Annotated in this window: 19 protein-coding genes; 9 read left to right on the top strand and 10 right to left on the bottom strand. The window is 68.7% G+C overall.

Annotated elements, in window-relative coordinates; translation table 11 throughout:
• Positions 1-16 precede the first annotated feature (16 nt).
• The 6 genes from ACSMFO_RS08455 to ACSMFO_RS08430 all read right to left on the bottom strand — a co-directional run bounded on the left by ACSMFO_RS08455 (position 17) and on the right by ACSMFO_RS08430 (position 6,439).
• The gene (locus ACSMFO_RS08455; protein ID WP_436457843.1) at positions 17-625 is read right to left on the bottom strand and encodes a DUF742 domain-containing protein; all 609 of its coding nucleotides are present in this window, start codon (positions 623-625) and stop codon (positions 17-19) included.
• A 3-nt stretch (positions 626-628) separates the two neighbouring features.
• Complete coding sequence (locus tag ACSMFO_RS08450) at positions 629-1,048, bottom strand: roadblock/LC7 domain-containing protein (protein WP_038507851.1); 420 nt, start codon at positions 1,046-1,048, stop codon at positions 629-631.
• 407 nt (positions 1,049-1,455) lie between these two features.
• Positions 1,456-2,064, bottom strand: coding sequence for a GTP-binding protein (locus ACSMFO_RS08445; protein ID WP_007033392.1), 609 nt, complete (start codon positions 2,062-2,064; stop codon positions 1,456-1,458).
• A complete protein-coding gene (locus ACSMFO_RS08440; RefSeq protein ID WP_038507849.1) occupies positions 2,045-2,827 on the bottom strand; it encodes a DUF742 domain-containing protein in 783 nt (260 codons plus the stop codon). Before ACSMFO_RS08440 ends, ACSMFO_RS08445 begins: the two co-directional genes overlap by 20 nt.
• 25 nt (positions 2,828-2,852) lie before the next feature.
• Positions 2,853-3,311 carry a roadblock/LC7 domain-containing protein gene (locus tag ACSMFO_RS08435; protein WP_085939650.1) on the bottom strand — a complete coding sequence of 153 codons (459 nt, stop codon included), beginning with the start codon at positions 3,309-3,311 and terminating at the stop codon, positions 2,853-2,855.
• A 20-nt stretch (positions 3,312-3,331) separates the two neighbouring features.
• Positions 3,332-6,439: a sensor histidine kinase gene (locus tag ACSMFO_RS08430; RefSeq protein ID WP_436458334.1), complete on the bottom strand. Its 3,108-nt coding sequence runs from the start codon at positions 6,437-6,439 to the stop codon at positions 3,332-3,334.
• Between the two features lie 722 nt (positions 6,440-7,161).
• Here ACSMFO_RS08430 and ACSMFO_RS08425 point away from each other — a divergent pair.
• From ACSMFO_RS08425 to ACSMFO_RS08405, 5 genes are all read left to right on the top strand, one after another.
• Positions 7,162-8,118: an ABC transporter substrate-binding protein gene (locus ACSMFO_RS08425; RefSeq protein WP_038507846.1), complete on the top strand. Its 957-nt coding sequence runs from the start codon at positions 7,162-7,164 to the stop codon at positions 8,116-8,118.
• A gap of 247 nt (positions 8,119-8,365) precedes the next feature.
• Positions 8,366-9,370 carry an ABC transporter substrate-binding protein gene (locus tag ACSMFO_RS08420; protein ID WP_436457841.1) on the top strand — a complete coding sequence of 335 codons (1,005 nt, stop codon included), beginning with the start codon at positions 8,366-8,368 and terminating at the stop codon, positions 9,368-9,370.
• 8 nt (positions 9,371-9,378) lie between these two features.
• The gene (locus ACSMFO_RS08415; RefSeq protein WP_038507842.1) at positions 9,379-10,149 is read left to right on the top strand and encodes an ABC transporter permease; all 771 of its coding nucleotides are present in this window, start codon (positions 9,379-9,381) and stop codon (positions 10,147-10,149) included.
• A complete protein-coding gene (locus tag ACSMFO_RS08410) occupies positions 10,146-10,979 on the top strand; it encodes an ABC transporter permease (RefSeq protein ID WP_436457839.1) in 834 nt (277 codons plus the stop codon). Before ACSMFO_RS08415 ends, ACSMFO_RS08410 begins: the two co-directional genes overlap by 4 nt.
• Positions 10,980-11,168: 189 nt before the next feature.
• Positions 11,169-12,035: an ABC transporter ATP-binding protein gene (locus ACSMFO_RS08405; protein WP_436457838.1), complete on the top strand. Its 867-nt coding sequence runs from the start codon at positions 11,169-11,171 to the stop codon at positions 12,033-12,035.
• 223 nt (positions 12,036-12,258) lie between these two features.
• On the opposite strand, the gene mdlC is transcribed toward ACSMFO_RS08405, so the two are convergent.
• The 3 genes from mdlC to ACSMFO_RS08390 all read right to left on the bottom strand — a co-directional run bounded on the left by mdlC (position 12,259) and on the right by ACSMFO_RS08390 (position 17,375).
• The gene (gene mdlC, locus ACSMFO_RS08400) at positions 12,259-13,842 is read right to left on the bottom strand and encodes a benzoylformate decarboxylase (protein ID WP_360123678.1); all 1,584 of its coding nucleotides are present in this window, start codon (positions 13,840-13,842) and stop codon (positions 12,259-12,261) included.
• Between the two features lie 148 nt (positions 13,843-13,990).
• Complete coding sequence (locus ACSMFO_RS08395; protein ID WP_378414997.1) at positions 13,991-14,668, bottom strand: copper homeostasis protein CutC; 678 nt, start codon at positions 14,666-14,668, stop codon at positions 13,991-13,993.
• Positions 14,669-14,684: 16 nt separating this feature from the next.
• On the bottom strand, positions 14,685-17,375 hold the full coding sequence (locus tag ACSMFO_RS08390) for a nitrate- and nitrite sensing domain-containing protein (RefSeq protein WP_436457836.1): 2,691 nt from the start codon (positions 17,373-17,375) through the stop codon (positions 14,685-14,687).
• Positions 17,376-17,566: 191 nt separating this feature from the next.
• On the opposite strand from ACSMFO_RS08390, the gene ACSMFO_RS08385 reads away from it, so the two are divergent.
• Positions 17,567-18,526, top strand: coding sequence for an ABC transporter substrate-binding protein (locus ACSMFO_RS08385; protein ID WP_148311435.1), 960 nt, complete (start codon positions 17,567-17,569; stop codon positions 18,524-18,526).
• On the opposite strand, the gene ACSMFO_RS08380 is transcribed toward ACSMFO_RS08385, so the two are convergent.
• The gene (locus tag ACSMFO_RS08380) at positions 18,523-19,158 is read right to left on the bottom strand and encodes an LppU/SCO3897 family protein (protein ID WP_436457834.1); all 636 of its coding nucleotides are present in this window, start codon (positions 19,156-19,158) and stop codon (positions 18,523-18,525) included. The two genes, ACSMFO_RS08385 and ACSMFO_RS08380, sit on opposite strands and share 4 nt — an antisense overlap.
• An 85-nt stretch (positions 19,159-19,243) precedes the next feature.
• On the opposite strand from ACSMFO_RS08380, the gene ACSMFO_RS08375 reads away from it, so the two are divergent.
• The 3 genes from ACSMFO_RS08375 to ACSMFO_RS08365 all read left to right on the top strand — a co-directional run bounded on the left by ACSMFO_RS08375 (position 19,244) and on the right by ACSMFO_RS08365 (position 22,755).
• Positions 19,244-20,890 (top strand): DNA repair helicase XPB, encoded by a 1,647-nt coding sequence (locus ACSMFO_RS08375; RefSeq protein WP_037335606.1) that lies wholly within the window; start codon positions 19,244-19,246, stop codon positions 20,888-20,890.
• A gap of 241 nt (positions 20,891-21,131) precedes the next feature.
• Positions 21,132-21,887: a DUF4253 domain-containing protein gene (locus ACSMFO_RS08370; RefSeq protein WP_436457832.1), complete on the top strand. Its 756-nt coding sequence runs from the start codon at positions 21,132-21,134 to the stop codon at positions 21,885-21,887.
• 52 nt (positions 21,888-21,939) lie between these two features.
• Positions 21,940-22,755, top strand: coding sequence for a DUF72 domain-containing protein (locus tag ACSMFO_RS08365; RefSeq protein WP_436457830.1), 816 nt, complete (start codon positions 21,940-21,942; stop codon positions 22,753-22,755).
• The last annotated feature ends 86 nt before the right edge of the window (positions 22,756-22,841 follow it).

Here is a 22,841-nt window from a genome sequence, read left to right as displayed (position 1 = left end):
GACGAAATGCGGGGGGTCAGAGGGCGCGAAGGCCTTGAAGCACGCGTTCCATGAAGGCGCGCGAAGAGGAATCACCGAGGATCAGCTCCGTCTGGTGGATCAGCACCAGACCGGCGTCCGCCATATCGCCCACGAGCACCTTCACCACGCCCAGCGGCAGCCGCAGATGCGCGGCGATCTCCGCGATCGAGCGGGTGTCCAGGCAGAGGTCGCAGATCTGCCGGTGTTCGGGGGTCCGCACGCCGCGGTACCGGCGGCCGTCCTCGCTGGTCGACACCAGCGCCTCCAGCGCCAGGTCGTGCGCGGTGCGGGTGCGCCCACCGGTGCGGGTGTAGGGCCGGACCCGGGAACCCGAAGCCGGCGGCAGGTAGATCGAAGCGGGCGCGACGTCGGCGGGCGCGGGCCGCGGAGGCGACTGCCGGATCGGCGAAGGCATCGGCGCGGGAGGTGCGAGAGACGCAGGAGGCGCCGGTTCGGGAGGCGGCGCGGCCGGACGCCGCGGCATCACCGTGCTGATCGAGCTCAGCTCGAACCGGCTAGGCGAATCGAAGGCCTCGCGTTCGGTGCCCTGATAAAGGGAGTCCCAGCCGGAGGGGTCCGGTTCGGTGAATCCGCTGATCTTCATCGGTCACCCACGTACGCCGCCCTGCAGCTGCGCCCGCAGCTCAGGGGTGATCTGCTGGCCGACCCGCTCGACGAGCAGCGTCATCTCGTAGGCCACGGTGCCGATGTCGCAGGTCGGTGCGGCCAGCACGGCGAGTGACGAGCCGTCGGCGACCGACATGAGGAAGAGGTAGCCGCGTTCCATCTCGACGACGGTCTGGTTGACCCCGCCCGCGTCGAAGCAGCGGGCCGCGCCGGCGGTGAGGCTGATCAGCCCGGAGGCGACCGCGGAGAGCTGTTCGGCCCGTTCCTGCGGCAGTCCCTCCGACGGCGCGAGGAGAAGCCCGTCCGCGGAGACCAGCACGGCGTGCGCCGCACCGGGAACCCGGCGCGCGAAATCCGTGATGAGCCAGCCGAACGAGCTTTGCTGCCCGGATGCCGTCACAAGTCCCTCCTCGCTGCGTCAAGACCACCTGGGCGGCGTGGTCCGGGCGTCTCCCGATGACCAGCCGAAAGACGCCTCCACCCAGCGTATTCGTCCCGTCGATCGTGTCGAGCCCGCCACCCGGCCGACGGCGTTAACCGAACGTAAACGTCCAGCCGCTCACCGCGTCGACACATCGTGAACCACGCATTCGTGGGTCACCCTGTGGTGGCCTGGCGCGACCAGGTGTGAACCGGCGTCCGCGCAGGTCACCGGCGTTGCGACCACTCGATCGGGGGTCGTCGGTGCCGGATCGCGTGAAAGGGGTCGCCCCGCGTTCGATCCGACCGGTGACACCACTCCCCGAAGCGGGTGAAGCCTGCCGAGTTCACTCCAACGGCCGCATCCGCTCCGGGCTTTCGTCCCTTTTAGCCCGCGCGCAACGCCGAATCGTGTGCGATGGCGTGCTGCACGACCGAGATCAACACCTGCTTGGCGGACTCACGTTCCCGGGCGTCACAGGCCATGATCGGCACGGACGGTGAGATCGTCAGCGCGTGCCGGACGTCCTCGATCTGGTGGTGCAGCAGCCGGTCGAAGCAGTTGATCGCCACGACGTACGGCAGCTTCCGGTTCTCGAAGAAGTCGATCGACGGGAACGCGTCGGCGAGCCGCCGCGTGTCGACCAGCACGACGGCACCGATGGCGCCGACCGCGAGGTCGTCCCACATGAACCAGAACCGGTGCTGGCCCGGCGTACCGAACACGTACAGCACCAGATCCGAGTCCAGCGAAATCCGGCCGAAGTCCATGGCCACGGTCGTCGTCGACTTGTTCGGGGTGGCCGAATTGTCGTCGACGCCGGTACTGGCCTCGGTCATCATGGCCTCGGTGGTCAGCGGATCGATCTCCGAAACCGCTCCGACCAGCGTGGTCTTCCCCGAGCCGAATCCGCCAGCGACCACGATCTTGGCCGACGAAGTCGGTCCGGTCACCTGCGGCGCATTCGCGTCGGAGTCAAATTCTCCGAAGCCCACTGAGCACCCTCTCCATGAACTCGATACTCGGCCGGTCACCCACGTTCTGGCTGGCGGTGTGCACCAGGACCAGACCGAGGCCGGCCACGTCTCCGATCAGCACCCGGACCACGCCGAGCGGCAGGCGCAACAGCGCCGCGACTTCGGCGACGGACCGGGTGTCCAGGCAAAGGTCGCAGATCGACCGGTGTTCGGGGACGCGTACCCGATCGAGCACACGTCCCTGTTCGCTGGTCGAGATCAACGCCTCGATGGCAAGGTCGTACGTCGGCTTGGTCCGGCCCCGCGTGCGGAAATACGGCCGGACCAGGCCGGAGGATTCGACGTCGGTGGTGTACTGCTCGTCGACGAACTCGTTCTGCGCCTGCTGCGGCAGGGCCGCGGCGAGCGGGTCGGCGGCGGCCGCCGCCCGGCGCTCCTCCTCCTTGTCGAAGGAGAACTTGGCGAACTCGCCCGAGTCGTAGAGCGGACCGCTGCCACCACCGAACAGCTCCGCCCCCGGCCCGCCGAGCAGGCGTTCCCGGTAGTCCGAGACGCTGAAGTCGGCGGGGCCCTGTCCCGCGTTCGAATCGGTCAGCCAGCGGGAGGCTTCGTCCGGGGACACGGGGTCGTTGTCCGACCCCTGTGCCCTTCGCGATCGCCATTCGCGGTCGACCCGGTCCCGGAAGGACGTCCAGTCCTCCCGGCCGTCGTCTCGTTCCGACCACCCGCCGGAGAAGTCGTCACCGAGCCGGCCATCGCCCCTCAAGCGCCCGTCGTCCACGGCATTCTCCTCGGTTCCCGGTCGCTCAGCGGCGGACCGACGCGCCCTGCAGCTGCGCGCGCATCTCCGGTGTCAGCTGTTGCCCCACCCGTTCCACCAGCAGGGTCATCTCGTAGACGACCAAGCCGATGTCGCTCTCCGGCGATCCGAGGACCGCCAGGCAGGAACCGTCGGACACCGACATCAGGAAGAGGAAGCCGTTGGCCATCTCGACCACCGTCTGCGCGACCGTGCCGCCCTCGAACACCTTCGCCGCACCGCGCGCGAGGCTCGTGAGCCCCGACGCGACCGCCGCCAGCTGATCGGCCCTGTCCTTGGGAAGTCCCTTCGAGGACGCCAGCAGCAAACCGTCCGCCGACACCACCACGGCATGCGCCGCGCCCGGGACCCGGTGCACGAAATCCGTGATCAGCCAGGCAAAGCTGCTCGTGTGTCCTTTACCCTGCGCCTGGCCGCCAGGCTGCGCCGGACCACCCGGCTGCATCGCACCCGCCCGTGTCACTGTCACTCCTCACTGCTGTCATCGGCAGGGGTATCCCTGCCGGTCACCGGAACGCCGTTGTCATCCAGCGCGTCGATCGGGCGTTCCTTCAACGCGTGCCGTCCCGACTTGTAGCCCTGCTGGAAGCTTGCCATCCGACTCCGCGCCGCCGTCGCCGAGCGGGCGATCGCGCCCGTGCCCGGCATTCCGGAGGTCTTGTCGGCGAACGAGTCTTCCTTCTTCGGCTCATTCCCGCCGATCGAGCCGGGGACGAGGTACTGGTTCGGCACCCGTTTGGGCAGGCCCGCCGGGGTGATCTCGTCGTTCCGGTCTTCGTACAGGACCTGCGCCGCCTGCCAGCCGTCGTCCGACGCGCTGCGCCAGCCATTGTCCTGGAGCACCGTCTCCGGCGGAACACTCCGCGGGGTCCGAGTGGGCAATGCCTCCTCGGATGGCTCCTCAGTGTCCCTGCCGACGGGTTCCGCCGTTTCGGCGGCACCGTTCGGGGTCCGCACGGGCAGCTCGGATCCGACCGGCTCGGTGTAGGTGGTCGGGGTGTCGCCCCCGGCCTCGTCACCTTCGCTGAACCAGCGCGAGAGCACCGACTGGTAGATCGGCAGCCGCCGCGTGGGCACGTCGTCCTCGAGCGCCGACTTGCCCGCGTCCGAAGGCTCTTCCGGCTTGCTCGGCGGCTCGACCGGTGTGTACTTCGGCTCCCGCTTCGGCAGCACCAGCGACGCGAACTGGGTCTCGGTGCCGCTGGAGGCGCCGTCGCCGTTCGTCGGCGAGATGTCTTCGGCCGTCGGCCACGCCGGGGCCTCTTCGGCGGGGGACGCGGGGCTGAGGAACGGCCCCGCCGCGTTCTTGCCCGCGACCAGGTCGTCGAGGCTGATCGGCTGGTCGAGCGGGACGAGCCCGCCCTGCGACGCGACCGGTTGCGGAGCGGCCGGCGGCTTCGACGGCGGCGGCGGGGTCATCTCCAGGCCGCGGTCGGACATCGGGATGTTCGGCAGCGACGTCTCGGAGATCGACGGCATCGAAGGCATCGACGTTTCCGAGCGGTTCGACGGCGGCGGGGTGTTGCGCGCGCCGGGCCGCATCTGCGTGAGCAGCTCGGCGGGCACGACGACCCGCGCGATCACGCCGCCCTCGATGTCCTCGTTCTCCCGGAGCCGGACCTCGATGCCGTGGCGGCGCGCCAGGCGCGCGACCACGTACAGGCCCATCCGCCGGGTCACCGAGACGTCCAGGTCCGGCGGGTCGGCCAGCCGCTGGTTGACCTCGGCGAGCCGCTCCTCGGTCATGCCGACACCGTGGTCGGTGACCTGGATGGCGAGCGCCTTCTTGCGGGTGATCACCGCGCGGACGGTCACCTTCGTCTCCGGCTCGGAGAAGTAGGTGGCGTTGTCCAGCAGTTCCGCGAGCACGTGCACGAGGTCGTGGATCGTCAGGCCCTGGACGGCGACCTCGGGGACGATCCCGATCTCGATCCGGGCGTACTGCTCGATCTCCGAGACCGCGGCGCCGATGACGTCGGCGGCGGGCACCGGCTTGGGCACCGACTTCGCGAGACCGGCGCCCGAGAGCACCAGGAGGCTTTCACCGTTGCGGCGCAGCCGCGTGGCGAGGTGGTCGAGCTCGAACAGGCTGGCCAAGTGGTCCGGGTCCTGCTCGTCGGCCTCGAGCCGGTCGATCACGCCCAGCTGGCGTTCCACCAGCCGCTGCGACCGGCGGGACAGGTTCACGAAGATGCCGTTGACGTTCTCGCGCAGGAGGGCCTGCTCGGCGGCCATCTTGACGGCCTGTTCGTGGACGACGTCGAACGACCGCGCAACTTCACCGATCTCGTCACGCGAAGTGACGGGCACCGGCTCGACCGACCGCTTCGAGGCGTTGACCGGGTCCGGGTCGTCGAGGATCGCTTGCACGGTTTCCGGCAGTCGTGTGTAGGCCACGTCGAGCGCCGTCTTCCGCAGCACCCGCAGCGGGCGCAGCATCAGGCGGGCGATGACGAGCATCAGGAACAGCGCCGCGAGCAGGGCCAGCAGCACGATCGCGCCGCCGATCCAGGCCGAGTTGATCGCGTCGGTGGCCAGACCGTCGGCCTGTGCCCGCAGCTGGCCGAGCAGGTTGGTCTCGACCGCGCGCAGCTTGTCCAGCGCGACGCGGCTGTCGTTGCCGAGCGCGACGTTGTCGATCGCCGGCGGCTCGTTCTGCTGGTGCAGCGAGAACGCCATGGTGGTGATCCGGCGCCGGTCGTCGACCTCGGGGCCGGAGAAGGTGTCCGAGTAGAGCTGCCGCTGTTCGGGGCTGGCGTTGGCGATGAAGGCCGCCGTGGAGGCGTCACCGCTCGCGACCGCCGAACGGGCCTGGTCGAACAGGTCGCCGGGGAATCCGGAGCGGAAGGAGGCGATCAGCAGCGCCGCGTCACCGCGGGCGATGAACTCCTTGCTCTCACTGATGGCCTGCACGGTGACGCCGAGCCGGAGCACGTCGCGGTTCGCCACCGCGGTGGTCACTTCGCGGCCGAGCTGGACCAGCGAGTCGAGGATGCCGGAGTAGGCGATGAGGACCGGGGTGTCGCCCAGCAGCGAGGTGTTCATCGCGCCGCGCAGCGGGCGCAGGGCGTCGAGCCGCTGCAGACCGCGCGAGTAGCGGTCCCTCGTGTCCTGGTCGTCCGGGTTGATCTGGTTCGCCGAGGCCCGCAGGTCGTCGACGGCGCGGTCGACCTTGGCGATCTGCGCGTCGAGGCCGTTCTGACGCGACGGGTCCTGCGAGGCGATCCGGGCGACGGCGAGCGCGCGTTCGCTCTGCAGCTCGTGCACCACGAGGGTGATCTTGTCGGCGAACGCGACCTGGTCGGCCGTGTCCTGGAACCGGGCCGCCTCACCGCTGTCGTCGATCACGCGGAGCGTGCCGAGCGCGAGCGCGGTCAGCGTCGGAATGATCAGGACGGCCGCGAGCTTCGATCGCAGACGCCAGTTACGCAGGCCCAGGAACGACCCGGCCTTCCCACCAGGACCGTCTCCGGTTTCCCGCGCAGGGGTCCCTCCCACCCCCGCGGTGTCTTCGTTCGGCACCGCCGCACCACCATCATCTTCATTCGGGCCGGGAAAGCCCATTTTGGACATGCCGTTCTGCTGCTGCCTGGGTCGGTTGTCGGAGACCACTACCCGCACGCTCCTGCCACCCGGCAGGGAGACGTTGGACGCGAGTGCTCACTCTGACGAATGAGGAAGTCGTCTTTGACGCAGTCTCTCAAGTGCACTTGGCCGAAATCCCGCCTGACGTCATTGGTCTATTCGGCCTAACCCGCAAGTGCGCGAGCGCACACCAGTGAAGCACGGCCGTGTTCGACATCAGGGACGTGTTCGACACAGAGTGCCTTGCACCTCGGGAAAGGTCCAGAGCGTTCGGCCATCCAAGGCACTCTCTTTCACTACATCAGTGGTCCACACCTCACTACCGGTGCATGAGGGTAGCGAACGGGCGGCCCAGATGTAACCCTTCGGTCAAGACACACGAGAAGGCCCCGGACGGCTCTTGACCCGTCGGCGCTCAGTTGTCAACAAGTCCCCGCCGCGAACACGCCCAGTTGTGTTCACTTCTGACAAACAACCTGTTCGGGTGATCGTTACCACTTGGGATCATGGGATGACCACCCATTGTGAGCACAGTGTGTGTTCTCTACAGTGGGCCCGTGACTCGACAAAGAGTCACTTCCGAATTCCACATCAGGCCACGTCATCACGTGTCCTCCCCCTCGATCAGGAGCACCACTTTGCTTGGCTCTGCAAGCTCGAAGAAGGCCTTGGGCATCAGCCGGGGTCGACGTGGAGCCCTCGCATTCGCGATGGCGGCCGTCGTCTCGGTATCGGTCAGCGGCTGCGGCCTGCTCGGCGGTGACGATTCGTCCTCCTCCGGCGGCTCGGGGAACCTCGAGAAGTCGAAGATCAAGGTCGCCGTGATGTCGACCATCGACCTGGCCCCGCTGCGCCTCGCCCAGGACGGCGGCTACTTCAAGAACGAGGGCCTCGACGTCGAGGCCATCGAGGCGGGCACCGGCCAGATCTCGCTGACCAAGCTGATCGGCGGCGAGGTCGACATCGCGTACGCGAGCTACACGCCGTTCTTCATCGCGATGAGCAAGAACACCGCCGACATCAAGCTGGTCGCGGACGCCTCCTCCGCCGGCCCGAAGAGCACGATGCTGGTCACGCTGCCGACGTCGTCGGTGAAGAGCGTCAGCGACCTGGCGGGCAAGAAGATCGGCATCACCGCGCCGAACACCGTCTCGGACACCCTCTCCAAATCGGTCATGAAGGACCACGGCGTCGACGCCAGCAAGGTCCAGTGGGTGCCGATCCAGCTGCCGAACGTCGGCGCCGCGCTCAAGAACGGCGACATCGACGCCGGCTTCCTGACCGAGCCGTTCATCACCCAGACCGCGAAGCAGGCGGGCACCGTCCCGGTCGTGGACACCGCCACCGGCGCCACCCAGGACTTCCCCACCGCGGGCTACGGCTCGCTCGGCAAGTTCGTGTCGGAGAACCCGAAGACCGTGGCCGCCTTCCAGCGCGCCATGCAGAAGGCCACCCGGGACGCGGCGGACCGCTCCAAGATCGAGCCACTGCTGGTCAAGTACGCCAGGATCGACCAGGACACCGCCGCGCTGACCACGCTGCTGACGTTCCAGTCCACCCTGGACCCCCGTCGCATCCAGCGGGTCCCGGATCTGCTGCTGCAGATGGGCGCGATCCCGACCAAGATCGACGTCGGCCCGATGATCGCGGCGCAGGCCACCAGCTGACGATGCGGCATTACATCTAATAGTCACATTTCTCGGAAATTGATCACTGAAAGTAATGATGTCCAAGCGGGTGATCAGGTGATCGGGCGAATGGCCTAAAATGATCACCCGCTCACGACACCCATTGTGAGCAGGTGGGCAAATCTCTAAGGTGACCGCGTGCCTGGCGGATTGAAGCCACGACACGGATGAAAAAACCCAACGGTGATTCATTGTTTCCGAGGAGCTGGCTTTGTTTCGAAACGCCATGAGCAGGAGCGGTGTACGTAGAGGACGGGGTGCCGTCGGCGTCGCCCTGAGCGCGCTCATGCTGGCCACCTTGGGCGCCTGTGGCGCACTCGGCGGCGAGGACACGTCCAAGGCGTCGGGTGGGGAAGGCGGCCTTGAGAAGGCGAAGATCAAGGTGGCCCTGCTGCCCGTCGTCGACCTCGCGCCGCTGCGGCTGGCGCAGGAGGGCGGCTACTTCAAGGCCGAAGGTCTCGAGGTCGAAGCGGTCGACGCGCCCAGCGGCCAGCAGGCGATGACCAAGATGATCGGTGGCGAGGTCGACATCGCCTTCTCCACCTACATGCCGTTCTTCGTCGCGAAGAGCAAGGGCGCGGCCGACATCCGGCTCGTCGCCGACTCGGTCTCGGCCAGCCCCAAGAGCAACGCGGTCGTCACCGTGCCGACCTCGTCGGTCAAGACGATCAACGACCTCGCGGGCAAGAAGATCGCGATCACCGACAAGAACACCGCCTCCCACCTGCTCACCGTCTCGGTGATGAAGGACCACGGCGTCGACACCAGCAAGGTCCAGTGGGTGCCGATGGCGCTGCCGAACATCGCCGCGGCGCTCTCGTCGGGCCAGGTCGACGCGGGCTACCTGCCCGAGCCGTTCCTGACCCAGGCCTCCAAGGTCGTCGGCGCGACCCCGGTCGTCGACATCTCGACCGGTGCCACGCAGGACTTCCCCCTGGCGGGCTTCGGCGCGCTCGGGTCCTTCGTGGACAAGAACCCCAAGACGCTGGCCGCGTTCCAGCGCGCACTGGGCAAGGCCGTGCGCGACGCGGCCGACCGCTCCAAGATCGAACCCCTCATCGTCAAGTACGCCAGGGTCGACGCGGAAACCGCTTCACTGCTCACGCTGCCGACGTTCGGGTCCACTCTGGACGCCCGTCGCCTGCAGCGGGTACCGGATCTGCTGCTGCAGACCGGAGTGATCGGGGCCAAGCTCGACGCCGCTCCGATGCTCGCCCCTCAAGCTGGATAAAGGTAAAGGTGCCACGACTTCTCCGTGCCCTTGCCGGTCTGGCCGGTTTCTTCCTCGTCTGGGAAGTGATCGTCCAGGCCGGCCTGGTCCGTAAAGAGTTCCTCCCCCCGCCGTCCGTCGTCCTCGTGACGATCGTCGAACAGTTCGGTGAGACCCAGTTCGTCCGGGACCTGATCGCCACGTTCCTCGCGTGGGCGATCGCCCTGCTGATCGCGGTCGCCATCGCGGTGCCCGCCGGCCTGCTGCTCGGCAGCATCCCCGGCCTGCGCACGGCGACCGCGGTGGTCATCGAGTTCCTGCGGCCGATCCCCGCCGTCGCGCTGATCCCGCTGGTGCTCCTGCTGATCGGCGGCGGGCCCGAGGCGAAGATCACGCTGGCCGTGTACGCGTCGTTGTGGCCCATCATGTTCAACACGATCTACGCGCTCGGCGAGATCGACCCCGTGCTGCTGGAGACCGCGAAGGCCTGCGGTACGAGCAAGTTCCGGACGCTGACGTCGGTGGCGCTGCCGCATACCGCGCCGTTCGTGTTCACCGGGGTGCGGCTGTCCGCCAACATCGCGCTGATCGCGGTGGTCAGTACCGAGTTCCTCGCCGGGGCCAAACTCGGCATCGGCAACTTCATCATGCAGGCCAGCACCGGCTCCACCAGGTTCGACCTCGTGCTCGCCGGCACCGTGGTGGTCGGCGCGCTCGGCTTCCTCATCAACGGCGGGCTCGAGATGATCGGCAGGCGGGCGTTCCGCTGGAGCACGGTCGACCGGGAGGCGGTCTCGTGACGACCCTCACGCTGACCAGCCGCGTCGGCAGGCGCGTGGGCCGGGGTATCGGCATCCTCGTCCGCAACTGGCTGCTCTTCTTCGCCCTGATCGGGATCTGGGAGCTGGCGACCCGGCTCGCGGAAAGCCCGTTCTTCCCGCCGCCGAGCGAGATCCTGAGCGCTTCGGCGAAACTGTGGTTCACCGGCCCGGCCTCGCAGCTGTTCCTGACCGACACGGTGTTCGACAACGTGCTCCCCAGCCTCGGCCGGACGCTCGGCGGCTGGCTGCTGGCCGGCGCGTTCGGTGTGGCGCTGGGTGTCCTCTTGGGACGGTCCAAGACGGGAATGGACTACGTCGGGCCACTTTTCGCGTTCTTCCGCTCGGTCCCGCCGCCCGCGCTGATCCCGGTGTTCATCGTCCTTTTCGGACTCGGGCCGGGGATGCAGACCGGGTCGATCATCTTCGGCGCGATCTGGCCGGTACTGCTCAACACCGTGGACGGCGTCCGGTCGGTGGACCAGGTGAAGATCGACACCGCGAAGTCGTTCCGGACCCCGCGGTCGTACTGGGTGCGCTCGATCGTGCTCCCCGCAGCCGGGCCGAAGATCTTCGCCGGCCTGCGGCTGAGCCTGTCCATCTCCCTGCTGCTGATGGTGATCTCGGAACTGGTCGGCTCCTACAACGGCATCGGCCGGTCCCTGATGGACGCCCAGCAGGCGTTCGACTTCCCGCTCATGTGGTCGTGGCTGGTCCTGCTCGGACTGCTCGGCTTCGGGTTCAACGCGGCCTTCCTCGCGGTGGAGCAGAGAGTGCTTCGCTGGCAGCCCACCCGCAACGGCCGTATCTAGTCGGTTGGACGGCGGAGCAGAGGGATGCAGAGGAAATCAGCCACAGGTTCGAAGCCGCCCCGGCCGCCGGCCCCGCTATCGCGGTGGCGGGGCGCCGGACCGCGCAACTCGACAAGCGTCACGAACGAGCGCCCTGCCGACGTCGATCGCGGTCGCGGCTTCGCCTCAAGGACACGAAGGGTCAGCAAGATGTCAACCATGCTCGAAGTCTCCGGGCTGAACCACCGGTACGGCGCGGGAGAAAAGGCGCACGTCGCGGTCAACGATCTGTCGTTCACCGTGGAAGCGGGACAGCTCGCGAGCATCGTCGGCCCGTCGGGCTGCGGCAAGTCCACGCTCCTGCGCTGCATCGCCGGGCTGATCAAGCCGACGTCCGGCCGCGTCAGCCTGCACGGCGACGACGTCTCCGGCGTGCCGGAGGACCTGGCAGTGGTGTTCCAGGACTACAGCCGCTCGCTGTTCCCGTGGCTCTCGGTCGCGAAGAACGTCGAGTTCCCCTTGCGGTGGCGCAATTTGAGCCGTTCCGAACGCCGGACGCGGGCGCAGGAGGCGCTGGAGTCGGTCGGCCTGTCCGGGGTCGGCTCGAAGTTCCCGTGGCAGCTCTCGGGCGGTATGCAGCAGCGTGTGTCGATCGCGCGGGCGCTGGCCAGCCGTCCCGCCCTGCTGCTGATGGACGAGCCGTTCGCGTCGGTCGACGCGCAGACGCGGTTCGAACTCGAGGACCTGACGCGGCGCGTGCAGCGCGAGAACGGCAGCACGGTCCTCGTCGTCACGCACGACATCGACGAGAGCGTCTACCTGTCGGACCGCGTGCTGGTGCTGTCGAAGTCGCCCGCGAAGATCGTCGCGGACCTCCCCGTCGGGCTGCCCGCGGAGCGGGACCAGATCACCACGCGCGAGTCCGCCGAGTTCGTGACGCTGCGCGGTGAGGTCGCGCGGCTGCTGCACGGTGGCGCCCCGGAAGCGGCCGCCGCCGCTTCGGACGCGGCCGAGTACGAGCTGGCGCAGCAGGAAGCGGCCGCCGACGCCGAGGCCGAAGTGCGCGCCAAGAGCTGAAGTACGTGAAGGCCCCCTTCCTTGCGTCCAGCGCAAGGAAGGGGGCCTTCACGTACTTCTCGGGGTGCTGCTGAGGGCCGAGCAGGCGTTGCGAAAGCCACTTTCGCAACGTTGAAGGTTGCGAAAGTGGCTTTCGCAACGCTCCGCAGGGGATCACAACCACGCGACGCGATGAAGGGCGCTGTCCCCGCATGTGATGCGGGGACAGCGCCCTTCAGCCGGCTCAGTACAGCGTGCGCGGGTTCGCGTCGATGCGGACGTGCACCAGATGCGGCCGCTCATCCGGCAGCGCGGCTTCCAGCGTCGGCTTGAGGTCTTCGGCCTTCTCGACGACCGACGTCCGCAGCCCCAGGCTCTTCGCCAGCGCGGGGAAATCGATGCCGCCGAGGTCGACACCCGGCACCTTCTCGCCGCCCGCGGCCTCGCCGAGGATGCGCACGGCGGCGTACTGCGAGTTGTCGAAGATCACGAACGTCACCGGCAGGTTGTGCTGCGCCGCCGTCCACAGTGCCTGGACGCAGTACATGCTCGACCCGTCGCCGAGGATCGCGACGACCTTGCGGTCCGGGCGGGCCAGGGCGGCGCCGACGGCGGCCGGGAGACCGTAGCCGAGGGTGCCGCTGGCGACGGTGAGGAAGCCGGTGTCGGTGGACTTGATCGGCAGGTGGTCGTGCAGTTCGTTGCGGTGGCTCGGCGTCTCCTCGACGACGATCGCGTCGTCCGGCAGGACTTCCGAGATCACCGAGTAGGCGAAGCCGGGCGTGATCGGCGTGACCGCGGCGGGCTTTTCCAGCCGGGTGCGGGATTTCGGCGCTTCCCGCGGCGCGGCGCGGTCCAGCAACGCGCGGATGGTGAGCTTCGGCGTCGCGCGGATCCCGGTGCCTTCCGCGGCCCTGGCGAGGATCTGCTCGTCGTCGCTGACCAGGAACAGCGGCGGCAGCGCGGTTTCCGACTCGCCGCGGTACACGTGGTAGGTGAACGCCGGGGCGCCGATGACGACCACGAGATCATGGTCCGCCAGCGCGCTCGCGAGCATTTTCCTTTCCGGCTGAAGGAATCCGAAGAACTGCGGGTGGTCCTCGGGGAAGGAGCAGCGCGCCCCCATCGGCGGCGCCCAGACCCCGGCGCCGACCTTCTCGGCCAGCTCGACGACGTCCGGCACGGCGCCTTCACCATCGATACCGGGGCCGACCACGATCGCCGGGCGCTCGGCTGCGTCCAAAGCCGACACCAGTTCGTCCAAAGCGGACGGATCGGGCGCGAAACCGCGGATCTGCGGCCGGGACACGATCGGCTTCGTGGTCTCGACGTCCCAGTCGTCCACGGGCACCGAGACGAACACCGGACCCATGGGCGCCTGCGTCGCGATGTGATACGCCCGCGCCAGCGCCGCCGGGACGTCCTCCGCCCTGGCGGGCTCGCAGCTCCACTTCACGTACGGCTTGGGGAAGTTCGCCGCCTCGACGGCGCCGAGAAACGGATCGTCCGGCAGCAACGACCTGGTCTGCTGGCCGGCGAGGATGATCAGCGGGGCGTTGTTGCGGTACGCGGTGAAGATATGCCCGAGCGCGTGCCCGACCCCGCCCGCGGAGTGCAGGTTCACCAGCGCCGCCCGCCTGCTCGCGCGGGCGTACCCGTCGGCCATCGCGACGACGGACGCCTCGTGGAGCGCGAGCACGTAGGTGAAGTCGTCGGGCCACTCCGTGAGGAAGGCGATCTCGGTCGTCCCGGGATTGCCGAAAACGGTGGTCAGGCCCAGATCGCGCAGCAGTTCCCTGGTCGCGTCACGTACGGTGCGGGTAGCCATGGCCACACGCTATCTGGTCGGCACCCGATAGTTGAAGATGCAACCTCGTATCACCGTGTGTGGTCTGGACCTGACCCCATGCGCACGTCCGGCAACCCCGCATTTCGTCCTCTGAATGCGGTAGTTGCACGCGCAAGGAAGGTCCGGCCTACTCCTTGACCAGTGCCGCCCATTCGCGCACGGCGGCGACGTCCACATCGGACTCCCACCCGCCCGGCCGGACCGCGCTGCCGACGTGGAACGCGCCGACCCCGCCCGCCCTCAGCAGGTGCACCTGCTGAGCCCGAAGGCCGCCGCCGACGAGCAGCCGCGGCCCGTCCTCACGCCGGGCGAGCCGCTGCAGGACCGAAAGCCCGTGCGCCACACCGTGCGGATGCCCGGCCGCGAGCACCGTGTCGCAGCCGAGCGCGGTCAGCCGGTCGTAGGCGCGCAACGGGTCCCGCGCGCGGTCGATGGCGCGGTGGAAGGTCCACGGCAGCCCGTCGAGCTCCTTGACCAGCGTCTCGCAGGCCTCCACGTCGATTTCGCTTTCCAGGTCCAGGAAACCGAAGACGAACTCCCGCGCGCCCGCGTCGATCAGGCGCCCGGCGTCCGCGCGCAGCCCGTCGAGGTCACCGGCGGCGAAGGACATGTTGTCGCGCAGCATGACCCGCACCGGGAGATCGGTGGCGGCGAGTACGTCGCGCAGCGTCTCGACCGACGGCGTGAGACCGTCGCTGGCCATGTCGCTGACCAGTTCGAGGCGATCGGCCCCGCCCTCCTGTGCGCGCTCCGCGTCCACCGCGGTCAGCGCGATCACTTCCAGCAGGCCGGTTTTCGGGCTCATGGACCATCCAATTCGCTTATACCGAGGGGTTGTCGTCACCCCTGGCGTGGCGACCGCGCCGGAAACCGCCTTGCAGGCTGGTCATCCGTTCGCGGACCGCTTCGGGGGAAAGTGAGAGTATCGGCCTCTCCCCCAGCGGTTTCTCCGGCCTGTCGTCCTGCGACCGCGCCTCGGGGACGACGGCGGGCAGCACCGGCCAGGTCTCCTCCGCCCCGTCCTCCTGCTCCAGCTCGGCGGGCGTCGGCCAAGCTGGCTCGGGTTCCGGCGCCTTCTCCTTCGGCACCAGAGCCTTCGGCTCCAGCGGCTTCAGCGTCGGCTCGGTCGGCTCGTCCGGATCCTGCGCCGGCTCCTCGGGCACGGCGTTCTTCACCGGTTCGAATGACGGCAAGGAGGGCGGGCCGGGTTCGGCGGGCGAAGGCCCTTCGCGCGGGCCTCCGTGGTCGAACCACTGCGAAAGCACGCTTTGGTACTTGGGCATCCGCTCGGTCGGCGAGTCCAGTTCGAGATGGTTGACGGCGTCGTCGTCGGAGGACGGCCATTCCGGCGGGGTCTCGCGCTCGACGACCGGCGCGCGCCGCAGCGGCCCGGGGTCCAGCACGGGCGCGAACCGCGATTCCTCGGCGCTCTCCTGGGGTTCGGGCAGCGGCGGGACTTCCAGCGGTGGTTCGGGTTCCGGCTCCGGCACGACGACGGTGACGGGCGGGGGCTCCGGCAGCGGAGCCGGCCGGGGCGCTTCGACGATGAGCTCGGCGGGCACGACGACCACCGCGGTGATCCCGCCGCCGTCGGCGGACCGCAGGCGGACGTCGATATGGTGCCGGACGGCCAGCGTCGCGACCACGAACAGGCCCATCCGCCGGGACACCTCGACGTCGACGTCGGGCGGGTTCGCCAGCCGCGTGTTGGTCCGGTCGATCTCCGCCTGCGGCATGCCCGCACCGTGGTCGGTGATCTCGATCTGCCATTCGCCGCGGTCGGTCTCGTGCCCCTCGACCTGCACCATCGTGCTCTGGTCGGAATAGCGGGTCGCGTTCTCCAGCAGCTCGGAGACCACGTGCACGAGGTCGTTGACGGCCTCGCCACGCACCGCGATCCGCGGCGCCGCGCCGAGTTCGATCCGCTGGTAGTGCTCGACCTCCGACAGCGCGGCGCCGATGATCTCGTCGGCGACCACGGCGCCGCCGTCTTCACGGACGACGTCGGTTCCGGAGAGCACCAGCAGGTTCTCGCTGTTGCGGCGCATCCGGGTGGCGAGGTGGTCGAGCTCGAAAAGGCCGGCGAGGGTGTCGGGATCCTGTTCGTCGGCCTCCATACGGTCCAAAACGGACAGCTGCCGCTCGACGAGATCCTGGCTCCGCTGCGACAGGTTCACGAACATCGCGTTGATGTTCTCCCGCAGCATGGCCTGTTCGCCCGCGAGCCGGACGGCCTCGCCGTGCACCGCGTCGAACGCCCGCGCCACCTGGCCGAGTTCCTCGCGGCTGAACACCGGGACGGGCGCGACGGCCAGCCGCCGCCGCAGGTTCTCCGGCTGCGGTTCGGGATCGCTCAGCAGACCTTCGACGGCCGCCGGTAGCTGATGCTCGGCGACCTGGAGCGCGCTGCGGCGCAGGATCCGCAACGGCCGCAGCAGCGAACGCGCGATGATCACCGACAGCACACCGGCGACGATCAGCACGGCGAGCACGATGCCGCCGTCCCAGATCGCGGACGTCCTCGCGCGCGCCGCGAGGGCGTCGGTGCGTTCCTGGAGCTGGACGAGCAGCGCCTGCTGCACCTGATGGGCCAGATTGACCGTGTACGTGGCCGAGGTGTCCCACTGGTTCGGGTCCAGCCCGCCGAGTCCCTGATCGTTCTCGGCGCGGATGAGCGCCGATTCCACCATGTCGTTGCCGATGTCGACGATCAGGCCGATGACCGTGTCGTCGTACATGCGCTGTTGTTCGGGCGTCGCGAAGGTGCGGTAGTCGCTGCGGGCGGCGGCGAGTTCAGCCTCCGCGCCGAGCAGTGCGCGGGTCCGGTCCCGGTTGAGGCCGCCCTGCGCGAGCGCGGCCGCCATGATCGCGCGTTTGACCGACATCTGATCCTTGACCCGCGCGAGCGCGTTGCCCGCGAGACGGAGCTTCCCCAGATCCGGGTCGGAGACGTCGGCCGCGGTGGCGTCGCTGATGTCGAGCAGGCCGGAGATGAGCTCGCTGTAGGACCGCAGCACCGCGTCGGCGGGAAAAGCAGAGTGTTCCGCGGAAAAGCGGAGGCCGGTCAGCACGCGCAGGCGGTCGCTGGTCTGCTGCAGGCTCGTCGCGGCCTTGTCTCCGAGCCTGCTCTTGCTCTCGCCGAGCGTGCGATCGAACGTGCCGATGGCTTCGTCGGCCCGTTTGCGCTGTTCGGTCAATTCGGAAAGATCGCCCTTGCGATCACCCGCGACGAACCGGACGGTGAGGTCGCGTTCGCGCTGAAGCTGATGCACCGCTTCGGCGACGGTGCTGTCGACCCGGCCGCGGGTGGCGAATTCGGCCAGCTGCCGCGCGTCCCGCAGATCCGAGTTGACCCGGAGCCCGACGAGGGCGACCACCGCGAGCGCGGGAATCAGGAGTACCACGAAGAGTTTGGTACGCAGGTGCCAGTTCCGCAGCCGCCAGCGGCCGCCGACACGAGGATGCCGTTCCGCCGCGTCGCCCCCACGGGGACGCTTGTCGCGACGGGCCACCTGGTTTCCTTTTCCCACCACGGGACCCTTTCCCATGGCTGACATCGGGGACGAGAGCCCGAACCTACTGTAGAGTAACAAGGTTCGAGAACGATCGAAAGCCGCGCCATCCGGCGTCTCCCGCAGGCGATCGTATGGGGCACGGACCATACGATCCAGAAGGAGGAGCACATTCTCTCGGTAGGTGAGCGGTGACGAAGATGCGTGTCTTGGCGATTCCGCTGGTAGCGGCTCTGCTGGCGACCGCCGGTTGCGGAGTGTTTTCAGGTGGTGACGCAAGCACCGACGCGCCACTCGAACGGACGGAACTGCGCATCGGCGTCGGAAGCCCCATCGACACGGCACCGTTGCGGGTCGCCGTCGCCGACGGGAAGTTCACCGCGGCCGGCCTTTCCGTGACCCTCGTCGAGGTTCCCGGCGACCAGGCGATCGGCAAACTCTCCGCCGGCGAGGTCGACCTCGCGTTCGCCAGCGACGTGTCGATCTTCCGCGCCGCCGCGGCGGGGACGGCGTTGCAGTTGCAGGGCGAGGCCTACACCGCCGGCCGCAACACCATGGCGCTCGTCACCCTCCCCGGCTCCGACTACACCGAACCGACGCTCAAGAAGTCACCGAAGATCGCGGTGAACATGCTCGACGACGTCGGCGTGCTGGCGGCCAGGTCGGTGCTGGGGACCGCGGGCGTCGACGTGAACCGGATCCAGTTCAAGCAGAACCCGTTCGACCGGATGCCGCAGGCGTTGCAGGCGGGCGAGGTCGACGCCGCGTGGATGGTCGAGCCGTACATCACCAGGGCCGAGAAGGAGCTCGGGGCGAGCATCCTCGCCGACGGCGCCCGCGGCGCGACCCTGGACTTCCCGATGTCGTCCTACGTTTCGATGGGAGCTTTCGCCCAAGCCAACGCCCGCACGCTCGCGGTGTTCCGGAAGGTGCTCGGCGAGGCGCAGGTGCGGGCGGCCGACCCCGCCGTCGTCCGCGACGCGCTGCCCTCGTTCTCCGACATCGACCGGACGACGGCTTCGCTGATCTCGCTCGGGACGTACCCGGTCTCCCTCAACGGCATCCGGCTGCAGCGCGTCGCCGATCTGATGCACAACTCGGGCAGTCTCGGCGCCCGGCTCGACGTGCAGTCGATGGTGGCGCGCCCTTAAATGTTTTCCCCGGTCGGCCTGAGGCACACGGTGCGCTCGGGCGGCCCGGTGTAGTGCAGGGCGGTGTCTTCCGACGAACAGGCGGTCTCCGACGATCCCCGCGTGACGACCGCCCGCGCCTCCGCGCTGATGTCGGTGCAGCGGACCTTCGCGATCCGCGTCTCGTGCACGACGTCGCGCAGGCAATCCCCGGTCTCGACGTTCAGCGCGAGACAGAGCGTCTTCTTGGCCGTCCGGCTGGACGAGGTCCCGTACAGCTCGAACTGGATGTAGTCCGCGTCGCGGCAGTCGGACGAACCCGTCCTCACCTCGTCGATGCGGAAGGTCGCGCGGTTCGAGCTGCAACTGGCCGTCGTGTAGCTCTGATTGCCGCCCGACTCGTCGGTCAGGTACAGGCATTTGCCCGCCTCGACCGTGGCGAAACTGCTCGACCGCGAAATGCCCCAGGCTGCCAGGCTCCCCAGGCCCAGCGCGAGGACCACACCCAGCACGATCGACACCCTGGCCGGCACGCTCAGCGGGGCCGGTTTCGGGAACGGCGTCGGCGGTGCCGCCTCCGGCATCGGCGGCAGGGGCGCGGGCGCGTGGAACGGATCGTACTCGGGCGTCCCGCCGGTCGGTGTAGTCGTCAAGGTCCCCTCCAGTCACCTTGTGTCCATCCTTCCACCAGCGGTGCCGCGACGGGAGCCGGTGTGGCCGGAACGTATAAAGGAGGATGTGACCGATGGCCCGCTGATCGTCCAATCCGACAAGACCGTGCTCCTCGAGGTCGACAACAGCCAGGCCGACGACGCGCGGATCGCCATCGCGCCGTTCGCCGAACTGGAACGCGCGCCCGAGCACGTCCACACCTACCGGATCACGCCGCTCGCGTTGTGGAACGCCCGCGCGGCGGGTCACGACGCCGAACAGGTCGTCGACGCGCTGACCACGTACTCGCGGTTCCCCGTGCCGCAGCCGCTGCTCATCGACATCGTGGACACGATGGGCCGCTTCGGGCGGCTGCAGATCGCCAACCACCCGGCGCACGGCCTGGTCATGTCGACCATCGACCGCGCGGTGCTGGAGGAGATCCTCCGGCACAAGAAGATCAGCCCGATGCTGGGCGCGCGTATCGACGACGACACCGTCGTCGTGCACCCGTCCGAACGCGGACGGCTCAAGCAGGCGCTGCTGAAGGTCGGCTGGCCCGCGGAAGACCTCGCCGGTTACGTCGACGGCGAAGCACACCCGATCGACCTGGCCGAGGACGACTGGGAGCTGCGCGACTACCAGCGCAAGGCCGCCGAGGCGTTCTGGGCGGGCGGATCGGGCGTCGTCGTGCTGCCGTGCGGCGCGGGCAAGACCCTGGTCGGCGCCGCGGCCATGGCGCACGCGAAGGCGACCACGCTGATCCTGGTGACGAACACCGTCGCCGGCCGGCAGTGGAAGCGGGAGCTGGTCGCGCGGACCTCGCTCACCGAAGAGGAGATCGGCGAATACTCCGGGGAGAAGAAGGAGATCCGGCCGGTCACCATCGCGACGTACCAGGTGGTCACGCGCAAGACCAAGGGCGAGTACAAGCATCTGGACCTGTTCGATTCGAGGGACTGGGGCCTGGTGGTCTACGACGAGGTCCACCTGCTGCCCGCACCCGTCTTCCGGATGACCGCGGACCTGCAGTCGCGGCGGCGGCTCGGGCTCACCGCGACCCTCGTGCGCGAAGACGGCCGCGAAGGCGACGTGTTCTCCCTGATCGGCCCGAAGCGGTACGACGTCCCGTGGCGCGACATCGAGGCGCAGGGCTGGATCGCGCCGGCCGAGTGCACCGAGGTCCGCGTGACGCTGACGGACGCCGAGAGGCTCGCGTACGCGACGGCCGAGGCCGAGGAGCGGTACAAACTGGCGGCGACCGCGGACACCAAGACCAAGGTGATCAAATCGCTGGTCGACCGGCATCCCGGCGAGCCGACGCTGGTCATCGGGGCCTACCTCGACCAGCTGGAGATGATCGGCGACGAACTCGACGCGCCGGTGATCCAGGGCGCGACCCGGAACAAGGAACGCGAGGAACTCTTCGACGCGTTCCGGCGCGGCGAGATCAGGACACTCGTCGTTTCGAAGGTCGCGAACTTCTCGATCGACCTGCCGGAGGCGTCGGTCGCGATCCAGATCTCCGGGACGTTCGGCTCGCGGCAGGAGGAGGCGCAGCGGCTCGGGCGGCTGTTGCGGCCCAAGGGCGACGGACGGCAGGCGCATTTCTACTCGGTCGTCTCGCGGGACACCGTCGACACGGAGTACGCGGCGCACCGGCAGCGGTTCCTGGCGGAACAGGGGTACGCGTACCGGATCGTGGACGCGGACGACCTGCTGCGCCCGATGTAGGGGCTTCGCTTCGGCTCGCGGTGGTCGCCTGAAGTACATGAAGGCCCCCTTCCTTTACCTAGGCGCAAGGAAGGGGGCCTTCATGTACCTGGGCAAAGGTGGACACCCGCTGGGACACGTGTGACTCCAGCGACGCCTGAGGTGACCACCCCGGGATCCCGCAAACGGGGTATCGAAAACTGTCGGTGCTTCGAACTAGTGTTCGGTAGAGTTGACCGAACACCAGTTCGAGGGGAAGCCGATGACCATCGCACCGTTCCGACCGGGTACACCACCAGTCCAGACCCTGCCGCCCGGCCGGTGGCACGGCCGGATCTGGGTTTCCGACCTGCCGTTGGCCAGGCCGGAGCGCTACACCGGCTGCGTCGCCGAGTTCGACCGGTCCGGGCTGTGGCCGGTGCTGATCCCGCACGACCAGCGTTTCGCGGCCAACGGCGAGGACTGGATCGACGACCGCGGCAGGCTCGCCCCCGCCGACCACCGGATCGACTCGGTGGATCCGGCCGAAGTGCTGGCCCGCTGGTGGGACACGTCGTGCTGCGACGGAGCCTGCCTGCGCCCGTTCGGCGCGAAGTTCCCCGGCCTCGCCCGCCGTCCGTCACGCCGGGCGGATCCGCTGGCCGAGGCGGGTAACACCGGGTCGATCCTGGCCGCGCGCGGGCAGCACCGGCTGGCATTGGTGCAGACCGAGCGGCCCGCCGACATCCCGGCGATCCTCGGCTGGACGGGCATGATCAAGGCGACCGACCAGGTCCACGAGCTGTCCGCCGTCCTGCGCAGCTGGGAAGACCGCTTCGGCGCGACGCTCACGGTGCTGGGCTTCGATTCGATGGAGCTCTCGGTGGCCGCGCCGCCGCGGACCCAGGGCCGCGCGCTCACGGTCGCCGCCGAGCACCGCTCGTTCTGCCTGCCGGCGTTCGCCGGCCAGCCGGGCAATCTGCGCGAGTTCGCGTCCACCCTGGTGCAGACCCGCCGGTGGCGGTTCTCGTGGGCGTGAGTGGTCGTTTATCCCGAGGAGAGAGGGGGAATCAGGGCGGCACGGGAAGGCGGTGATCGACGTCGCGGAGCTGAGGATCGGCACTTCGGGCTGGCGCTATCCACCGTGGCGCGGGGACTTCTACCCCCGCGGCCTGGTGCAGCGGCGCGAGCTGGAATACCTGTCGTCCCGGATGAACTCGGCCGAGATAAACGGCTCGTTCTACTCGCTGCAGCGTCCCGAGCGGTACCGCGCGTGGGCCGAGCAGACCCCGGACGACTTCGTCTTCGCCGTCAAGGGCGGCCGCTTCATCACGCATCTGAAGCAACTGCGCGACGTCGAGACGCCGCTTGCGAACTTCTTCGCGTCCGGAGTGCTGGCGCTCGGCCGGAAACTGGGGCCGATCCTCTGGCAGCTGCCGCCGCGGCTGGCGTTCGACGCCGAGCGCGTCGAAGCGTTCTTCAAGCTGCTGCCGCGCACCAGCCATGCCGCCGCCAAGCTCGCGAAACACCACGACGACAAGCTGAAGGCCGAAGCGCACACCGATCCGAGCCCTCGCCGGAAGCTCCGGCACGCCGTCGAGGTACGGCATCCGAGCTTCGCCGAGCCCGAAAGCCTGGACCTGTTCCGGAAACACGGCATCGCGCTCGTGGTCGCCGACACCGCGGGCAAGTTCCCGTACATCGACGAGATGACGAGCGAAGACTTCGCGTACGTCCGCCTGCACGGCGACGAGGAGTTGTACGTCAGCGGTTACAGCGACAAGGCCCTCAAGAAGTGGGCCCGGAAGATCAAGGGCTGGGGCCGCGACACGTACGTCTACTTCGACAACGACGTCAAGGTCGAGGCGCCGAAGAACGCGATCGCCCTCGCGGAACTCCTGGCTTGACCCTCGCAAGCTGCACAGTCAGCGCGCAGTGAGCGGTGTCCTGTTCACTGGCTCGTGAGGTCACGGGCGTACTCGCGTGCTGGTTC

Origin of the sequence: Amycolatopsis sp. w19, assembly GCF_051373225.1 — a bacterium.
Taxonomy (GTDB): Bacteria; Actinomycetota; Actinomycetes; order Mycobacteriales; family Pseudonocardiaceae; genus Amycolatopsis; species Amycolatopsis japonica.
Note: the sequence above shows the minus strand (reverse complement) of the source record. Positions and strands in the feature narration are given on the sequence as shown.